Here is a 7,500-nt window from a genome sequence, read left to right as displayed (position 1 = left end):
TGCTCGGAGCTTCCTTAGCGAAGTGCGATTGCGCCGATAATAGTTGATGTTATTTCAAGTCGGTTACTTTATTCTCGCCGCGCTCTTCTGTGTGGCCAATGGCCACTTTTCGCTGCGACAGGTTTTCGACAAGCATGGCAGCGCCCCCAACATAAGGAATGAATCTTGAACTCTGTGATGTTTCGCAAGACCCTTCTCGCCATGGCTGTGGCTGCAACTGCCGTTCCGGCTTTTGCTGAAACAGTCCAACTGACCAACGCTGGCTACAAAAGCGAGCGTCAGACCCATACCGGCAATCTTGAGATCAACGGTGCCTATTCGGGGAGTGCGGTTAAAGATGCGATTCAGCTAAGTGGTTCGACCGTTGAAAAGAACCTTATCCTCAACGGGAACATCAGTGGCTCCGGCACCTTTGCTAGTGGTGAAGGAGCCAAAGGCATCAGCCTGGAGGGCGGTAGGATCAACGGCAACGTCATCAACCACGGTCTGGTTGAAGTTTCCGGTCAAGGCGCGACGGCCCTGGACGTCGCCACGAGCCTGAAATTCTTCGAAAACCATGGCAGCCTCTCCGCTAGCGGCGCGGGGTCTCAAGGTCTTCGAATCGACGGGGCCACTATGATAGGCAATAGTGCGGACATAACCAACACCGGGACGATCCGCGGCGAGAGCGCTGCTATCGTGATGGGCACTACTAAATTCTCTATGATCGGCGCTCAGCCTTGGTACATCGAACGGGGCGACTTCAATATCTATAACGAAGGTTCGATCATTTCCGCTGACAGGGCTATCGACGCTTCTGGAAGCAATCGTCCGATCGAGCTGATCCTGAGAAAGGGCAGCGTCGTTGTCGGTAACCTGATCGACGTAAGCAATATCGAGCTGGAGGGGGATACTTCCTTCACAGGTACTGACAGCCGTAAAGATGGCTACAACATTCGCCTCAAGAGCGGCGGATCGGTTTATGTTGGTGGCACCTCCGACAGTCCTACTACCATGACTTTCGAGTCCGCACACAGCAGCATTGGCGGCGATCTGTATGTCGACGGCAATTCGGCACTCGGCCTGAATCTGAGTAAGGTCACTGATACTAAAACCGCGGTGCTGAAAGTTACCGGCACTACTCAGTTCGAACCGGGAGCGCAAGTAAAGCTCGCGGCCAAGGGTGACGACTTCAATGCCAACGGCACTGCTTACACGCTCATCGAATCAGGCAGGATCGAACTGCTGACCAAGGATGGGCGCGCGGTCGACCCTGCTGGCAAACTGGATGTAGTCAGTACCTCGGCGCTACTTAAAATCGACAGCTATACCGTTGACGGCAAAGACGTTGTAGCTGTGGTCACCGCCAAGGGCAAGGAAGAGGTCGCTCAGGTAGTTGCCAACAACGGCGGCTCAGTTAATGAACAGACCACACTGGTCAACCTGACCGGCGACAGCATCATCAGCAAGCTGAACGACAGCGATGCGTTCAAACAGCTTTTGCTGAACGCTGACGGAGGGCAGCTTGCCAAGCTGGCCTCGCAGCTGTCGCCGGAGGTCAACGGCGGGGCCAGAAGCGCCGCTACTACCAGCCAGGGTCTGATCAGCAACGTAACGGGCAGCCGCACCAGCTCGATACGCGGCGCGTCTTCTGGCGAAGGTTTCAAGAATGCCGGGGTTTGGGTCCAGTCGCTCTACAGCGATGCCACTCAAGGCCAGCGTGACGGAATTGCTGGCTATAACGCGTACAGCAGCGGAGTCGCGGTGGGCGCTGACGGCAAGCTCAACGACAACCTGACGCTGGGGTTGGCGTACAGCTTCATCAATACCGACGTGAATGGCAAAAGTGGCAACAAGACCGAAGTCGATAGCCATGCATTCACGCTGTACAGCGGCTTCGAACAAGGCAATTACTTTGTCGATACAAGCCTGACTTACGGCCTCAACGACAACCAGGGCAAACGCAGCATTGCAGGTACGCGTGCCAAGGCAGATTACGACAGTGACCTGCTGGGCCTGAATCTGGTGGGTGGCTACACCTATCACGTCAACCCGCAAGTATTGGTCGAACCACGCCTGGCGGCGCGTTACAGCCAAGTGAACATCGACGGCTATCGTGAGAAAGGCTCGTCGGCTGCGTTAAAGGTTGAAGACCAGCGTTATGAAACCATTGAGCTGGGCGCAGGCATGCGCGTGGCTGGCAGCTTCCTCTTGGGCGCCGGAACACTGGAGCCACAAGCCAAACTGATGGCCTACCACGACTTCGCCGCCGACGAAGCGCAGAGCACGTCCACCTTTTTGCTCGGCAGTACACCGTTTGTAACCAGCGGTGCCAAGGCTGTGCGTGACAGTTACGAAGCGGGTGTGGGTGCCGATTACAAACTGGGTGCCGTCACACTGGGCGTCAACTATGACTACATCGGTAAATCAGGCTTCGATGCCGATGTGTTCTCTGCAAAAGTGCGTTACGACTTTTGATGTGGAGTTACCGCCTCGGTCGAAAACGCTTAGGCGGTACCCTTGCAGTCGTGATGGCGCTGCTGTTGAGCGGAGCCATCGCCGGTTGTCAGTCTCCGCGCGCTGATCTACAGCAATTGGCCAACCAGCATGGCCGACAGATGCAGATTCTGTCGGCACAGCCCTTTCCACTGGCGGCGCTGTTACCGCCAGAGACCTTCAGAGCGAACCGTCTGCGGGTCTATCTGGAAGGCGACGGTCATGCCTGGGCCACCGCCACTCAACCCAGTATCGAGCCGAGCCCACGTAAGCTCCTCGTGCCGCAGCTGGCAGTCAACGACCCGACGCCCAGCGCCTATCTGGCACGACCTTGCCAATTCATCACGGCCCCGGCTTGCAACGCTGCCCTCTGGACCAATCGCCGTTTCTCCCAGGCAGTGGTCACCAGCCTCAGCAGTGCGCTGGACCATATGAAACAACGTTACGGTAATAACGAGTTCGAGCTGATTGGTTATTCAGGCGGCGCAACCCTAGCGTTGCTACTGGCTGGACAACGAAACGACATCACCCGGATCCAGACCATCGCTGGCAATCTGGCCCCGAATCAGTGGACAGCACTAAAAGGACTTTCGCCTCTCAATGGATCGTTGGACCCACTCGATTACATTCAGCGCCTGGCATTGATACCTCAGCGTCACTTGTCGGGCACGCGTGACGAAATGATCCCGACTGAACTGGCAAAGGGTTACAGCAGGCAACTGGGCAACGGTGCGTGCAGCCAACTGATTGTCGTCTCGGGGCCGAGTCACGAAGACGGTTGGGAACAGGTCTGGAAGCTGTGGAGAGGGCGGGGCGTAGATGTGTGTCCGTGATCGTCCTATATCTGACCAAAACGCACTGCATTGAATCGCTATGAGTCGTTTTTCACGCAAGCGCTCATCCAGCAAAGCTTCGCGATTGTCGATTACAGGCGAGCCATAGAGTCCAGCTTGCTGAGCAGCGCATACGGGTCAGTCCCGATCCCCCGACAGACATCCATGAACTCAATGACATCGAGCCTGCGCTCGGCGTTCTCCGTCTTTGAGACAAATGACTGCGGCCGCCCTAGCCTGACGGCCAATTCTTTTTGCGTCATACCGGCTGCGCTGCGCGCTTCCAGCACAAGATCAAGCAACGCTTGGTAGCGGGCGTTATGGATGGTTTTCACGTGGCAAACCCTCTAATAGTCCGGTTACCTGAATAAACCTGACTTGGGATTATCCTAAAGTGGGTTTCGACCGGGACAACCAGCAAAGTACCGTCAACGGCTGATTTGGCGGGAAGCTTCTCAAGTAGATGATATCCACTGCCCAGCCGCGAGAAGAACGCGGGAGGCATTAAAAAGCCGGCTTGTGGCCGGCTTCTCGTAGGCGGTTCCGATCTATTTTTGATAGACCGCAATCACCTTCAACAGGTGCGCCTCTTGAAGAAGCGCGAATAGACAACAGGGCAAACGGATCACATGCCCCATTCAAACACCGCATCGCATGACTGCGTCAGGTGCTCTGGATGGCGCACAGAATACTGAAATTCTCCGCCAATGCCCAGCCCGAATGCCTTTCAACCCCAAACGCCTCACAACAGCAGCATCGCATTGCGCCGACTGTTGAGTGTCGACCACCAGAATATCCAGCCCAGAATCCGTATTTTCTCCCGGTCGATGTCTTCGGCACTGAACAGTTCGTCCGGGTATTCGGCGTCGTTATGGCTGCGCAGGCGCAGACCGCCATTGGGCATGCGGTAGAGGTAGTGCACGCGCAGGATGCCGCCGTGCTCGAGGGCGTAGATTTCGCCGTCGATGACCTGGGTCAGTTCGCGGTCGACGCCGAGAATCGAGCCGTCCTGGATCTTGTCGGCCATGCTGTTGCCGACCATGGCGACACACATGCAGTTTTTTGGGTCGATGCCCATGGTTTGCAGAACTTGCACGGGCAGGCGGATTTTTTGCCCAGGGGCTTCGGAAAGGACGGTTTTGCCGACGCCATGAGTGGATTCAACCTCCGTGTAGATCTGAATTTCCACATCGCCGCGCAGGACGTTTCTGGTCTGCTGGATGACCATGCGTGTGTCTTCACCAGTGTTTTCATTGGCCGATTCATTGGGATGTTTGGGCCCGTCGCCCGTGCGCAGCCAGCGTGCGTTTACGGTTAACAGTTCAGCCACCTCATCGATCCGCGCCATGGGCACGCCACGCTTGAACCAGTTATTGACGTGTTGCGGCGTGATTTTGCGGTTGGCCGCAAAGTCGGTCGCTGTGAGATGGCACTCCCGAAGGAGGATGCGGAGTCGATCGCCTGATGTATTCATAGGGCGAAGTCTACGGACGTCGCTTGGGCGTTTAAATGAACGAGGTGTTGAGATCGACGTTATCCCAAGGGGGTGGCGGCTATTCGGACTACGGATGGAATGAATATCGTGTAGGCAGATTCCGTAATAGCGCTTTTTTGGCTAAACGACGTATCGGGCGTTTACCCTTGCTATACGGGAGTTAACGAACTGTTTATCGAGCGCCTAAAAGTCGAACGCATTTTTAAACGTGTGCTCTGCAAAAAAATGGATAGGTGTGTTTCAAGGAACGGTATTAGCGGGGAGCAGCGGCAGGGAAGGGGTCAAGCGTGTTTCAGGGCACGTGTGTGACGTGCCCTGAAACGCCAGATCAGTGATCAGCCTTTGAACGCTGCAACCGATTTGGTGATCTCGGCGCGGGCAGCGTCAGCATTGCCCCAACCTTCGATTTTTACCCATTTGCCTTTTTCGAGATCCTTGTAGTTCTCGAAGAAGTGCTTGATCTGTTCAAGCAGCAGGGCTGGCAGGTCGGTGTACTCTTTGACGTCGACATACAGCTGGGACAGCTTGTCGTGTGGCACTGCGATAACCTTGGCATCGCCACCGCCGTCGTCAGTCATGTGCAGAATGCCGACCGGGCGGGCACGGATGACCGAACCTGGGGACACCGGGTAAGGCGTCACCACCAGCACGTCCAGCGGGTCGCCGTCGTCAGCCAGCGTGTTAGGGATGAAACCGTAGTTGGCCGGGTAGAACATCGGGGTGGCCATGAAACGGTCAACGAACAGGCAATCGGTTTCTTTGTCGATTTCGTACTTGATCGGCGCATGGTTGGCCGGGATTTCGATCGCGACGTAGATGTCGTTCGGAAGGTCTTTGCCTGCCGGAATCTTGCTGTAGCTCATTGGGCATTGCCCCCATAGTTGACCAGACAGATTTTGGCGCGAACCGCCAAAAAGTGGTCAGGATTATAGGCATATTCTGTTTTGGTTGCCACGCATGGCCTTGGCGGCTGTCAGTTGTCCCGGTAAGCCGGGTCCTGCTGACGCAGCAGGTTCAGTCTGGCGAGAGTGTCTTGCCGGTAAAACGCCTTCAGTTGTTCGTAGACTGCCGGGTAACTGTCGTGCAGCAGGTCGGGTGCGCTGAAGAAGTATTCGCTGGTCACGGCGAAAAACTCGGCAGGGTCTTCTGCGGCATAGGGATCGATAGCGGGCTCGGCGTCGGGGTTGTGGTCCAGTTGCCGGTTGAGATCATCGAACGGGCTTTGCATGACGCGAGCCCATTCGGTCACCTGCATATCGCTGTGCAGCGGCGGCAGCCCATTGGCGTCGCCGTTGAGCATGTCGAGCTTGTGCGCCAGTTCATGGATCACCAGGTTGTAGCCATCCCAGTCGCCGCTGCTCAACACGCCCGGCCAGGCCAGAATCACCGGGCCCTGCAGCCAGGCTTCGCCGCTGTGTTCGCCATCCCACTCGTGCTCCACGCCACTGGCATCGCGATGGCGCTGCGGGCTGACGAAGTCGTCGGGGTACAGCACAATCTCGTGAAAGCCCTGATACCAGTTCCGTTCGCCCAGATTCAGCAGAGGCAGTTGCGCCTGGGCGGCGAGAAACAATCGCTGCTCGTCATCCAGATCAACGCCCGGCAGTGCACTGAGGTGTTTGTCATTTAGAAACAGTACGCAGGCGTCACGCAATTGCGCATGCTGCCCGCTGCTCAGCCCATCGAGGATCGGCAGACGTCCACGCACCTTCTGCCACAGCTCGTCAGCAACCGGGTGTCTGGCGAGCGTGCGCTGCCTGCGCCAGTTGCTGAACGACCACATGATTCAGCGTGCGTCTGCCGGAGGCGCGCTACGGCTGCGAACCACACCAATGATCATCGGCACCAGCGACAGCAGGATGATTGCCAGCACCAGCAAGGTCAGGTTGTGCTTGATGAACGGCACGTTGCCGAAGAAGAAGCCCAGTGTCACCAGGCTGCCGACCCACAGCACTGAGCCCAATATGCTGAAACCCACGAAGCGCGGATAGGACATTTTGCCCACACCGGCCACGAATGGAGCGAACGTGCGGATGATCGGCAGGAAACGCGCGAGTGTTACGGTTTTGCCGCCGTGGCGCTCATAGAAGTCCTGGGTGCGCAGCAGGTAGTCGCGGCGGAAGATGCGCGATTTGGGGTTGCTGAACAGTTTTTCGCCCGCAGTGCGGCCAATGACGTAGTTGGTACTGTCGCCCAGAATCGCCGCCAGCATCAGCAGCCCGGCCAGCAGGACCGGGTCCATGCCGCCGCCGGCAGCCACGGCTCCGGCGATGAACAGCAGCGAGTCGCCTGGCAGGAAGGGCATGATCACCAGCCCGGTTTCGCAGAAAATCACCAGAAACAGAATCGCGTAGACCCACGTACCGTAGTTGGTCACCAACAGGTCAAGGTAGACGTCGAGATGCAGAATAAGGTCAAGCGGGTTGAAATCCATTAAGGCACCTGAGGCGAGAACCCTGTACGGGGTCGCATGCGGAAGAAACGACTGTTCAGTATGCGCGGCATTATAGGAGCAGAATGCGCAGAAGGGGTTTGGGAATAAACGCTGGGTTTTTGATGTGTGACGACTGGAGCAGTATGTTGCGCTGACGCGGCTTTGCTGCCGCGTGCTGGCGAGGGGGTGATCAGTCCTGGTTGATGGGCAGCACGTAGTTTTTGAAGGGAGTATCAGTTTTTTTGTGTTCGGGCTGGTTAGGG

Annotated in this window: 7 protein-coding genes; 2 read left to right on the top strand and 5 right to left on the bottom strand. The window is 56.8% G+C overall.

From position 1 onward, the window contains the following. Positions 1 to 177 precede the first annotated feature (177 nt). Positions 178 to 2,457, top strand: a complete 2,280-nt coding sequence (locus ALO64_RS09490; protein ID WP_044345419.1) for an autotransporter family protein — start codon at positions 178 to 180, stop codon at positions 2,455 to 2,457. Next, positions 2,457 to 3,308, top strand: coding sequence for an alpha/beta hydrolase (locus ALO64_RS09485; protein ID WP_010204116.1), 852 nt, complete (start codon positions 2,457 to 2,459; stop codon positions 3,306 to 3,308). Before ALO64_RS09490 ends, ALO64_RS09485 begins: the two co-directional genes overlap by 1 nt. Before the next feature lie 92 nt (positions 3,309 to 3,400). On the opposite strand, the gene ALO64_RS09480 is transcribed toward ALO64_RS09485, so the two are convergent. The 5 genes from ALO64_RS09480 to ALO64_RS09460 form a co-directional block, all read right to left on the bottom strand. Further along, positions 3,401 to 3,643, bottom strand: a complete 243-nt coding sequence (locus ALO64_RS09480; RefSeq protein WP_005731162.1) for a helix-turn-helix domain-containing protein — start codon at positions 3,641 to 3,643, stop codon at positions 3,401 to 3,403. A 407-nt stretch (positions 3,644 to 4,050) separates the two neighbouring features. After that, a complete protein-coding gene (locus tag ALO64_RS09475) occupies positions 4,051 to 4,782 on the bottom strand; it encodes a LexA family transcriptional regulator (protein WP_044345418.1) in 732 nt (243 codons plus the stop codon). A 356-nt stretch (positions 4,783 to 5,138) separates the two neighbouring features. Further along, complete coding sequence (ppa, locus tag ALO64_RS09470) at positions 5,139 to 5,666, bottom strand: inorganic diphosphatase (protein ID WP_002551870.1); 528 nt, start codon at positions 5,664 to 5,666, stop codon at positions 5,139 to 5,141. A gap of 110 nt (positions 5,667 to 5,776) precedes the next feature. Beyond that, positions 5,777 to 6,586, bottom strand: a complete 810-nt coding sequence (locus tag ALO64_RS09465) for a M90 family metallopeptidase (RefSeq protein WP_044345417.1) — start codon at positions 6,584 to 6,586, stop codon at positions 5,777 to 5,779. A gap of 3 nt (positions 6,587 to 6,589) precedes the next feature. Then, a complete protein-coding gene (locus ALO64_RS09460; RefSeq protein WP_005731164.1) occupies positions 6,590 to 7,237 on the bottom strand; it encodes a DedA family protein in 648 nt (215 codons plus the stop codon). Between the last annotated feature and the right edge of the window lie 263 nt (positions 7,238 to 7,500).

The sequence above is a fragment of the Pseudomonas meliae genome (assembly GCF_001400515.1).
Taxonomy (GTDB): domain Bacteria; phylum Pseudomonadota; class Gammaproteobacteria; order Pseudomonadales; family Pseudomonadaceae; genus Aquipseudomonas; species Aquipseudomonas amygdali.
The sequence above is the reverse complement of the archived record's forward strand: the minus strand, read 5'-3'. Positions and strand labels throughout refer to the sequence as shown.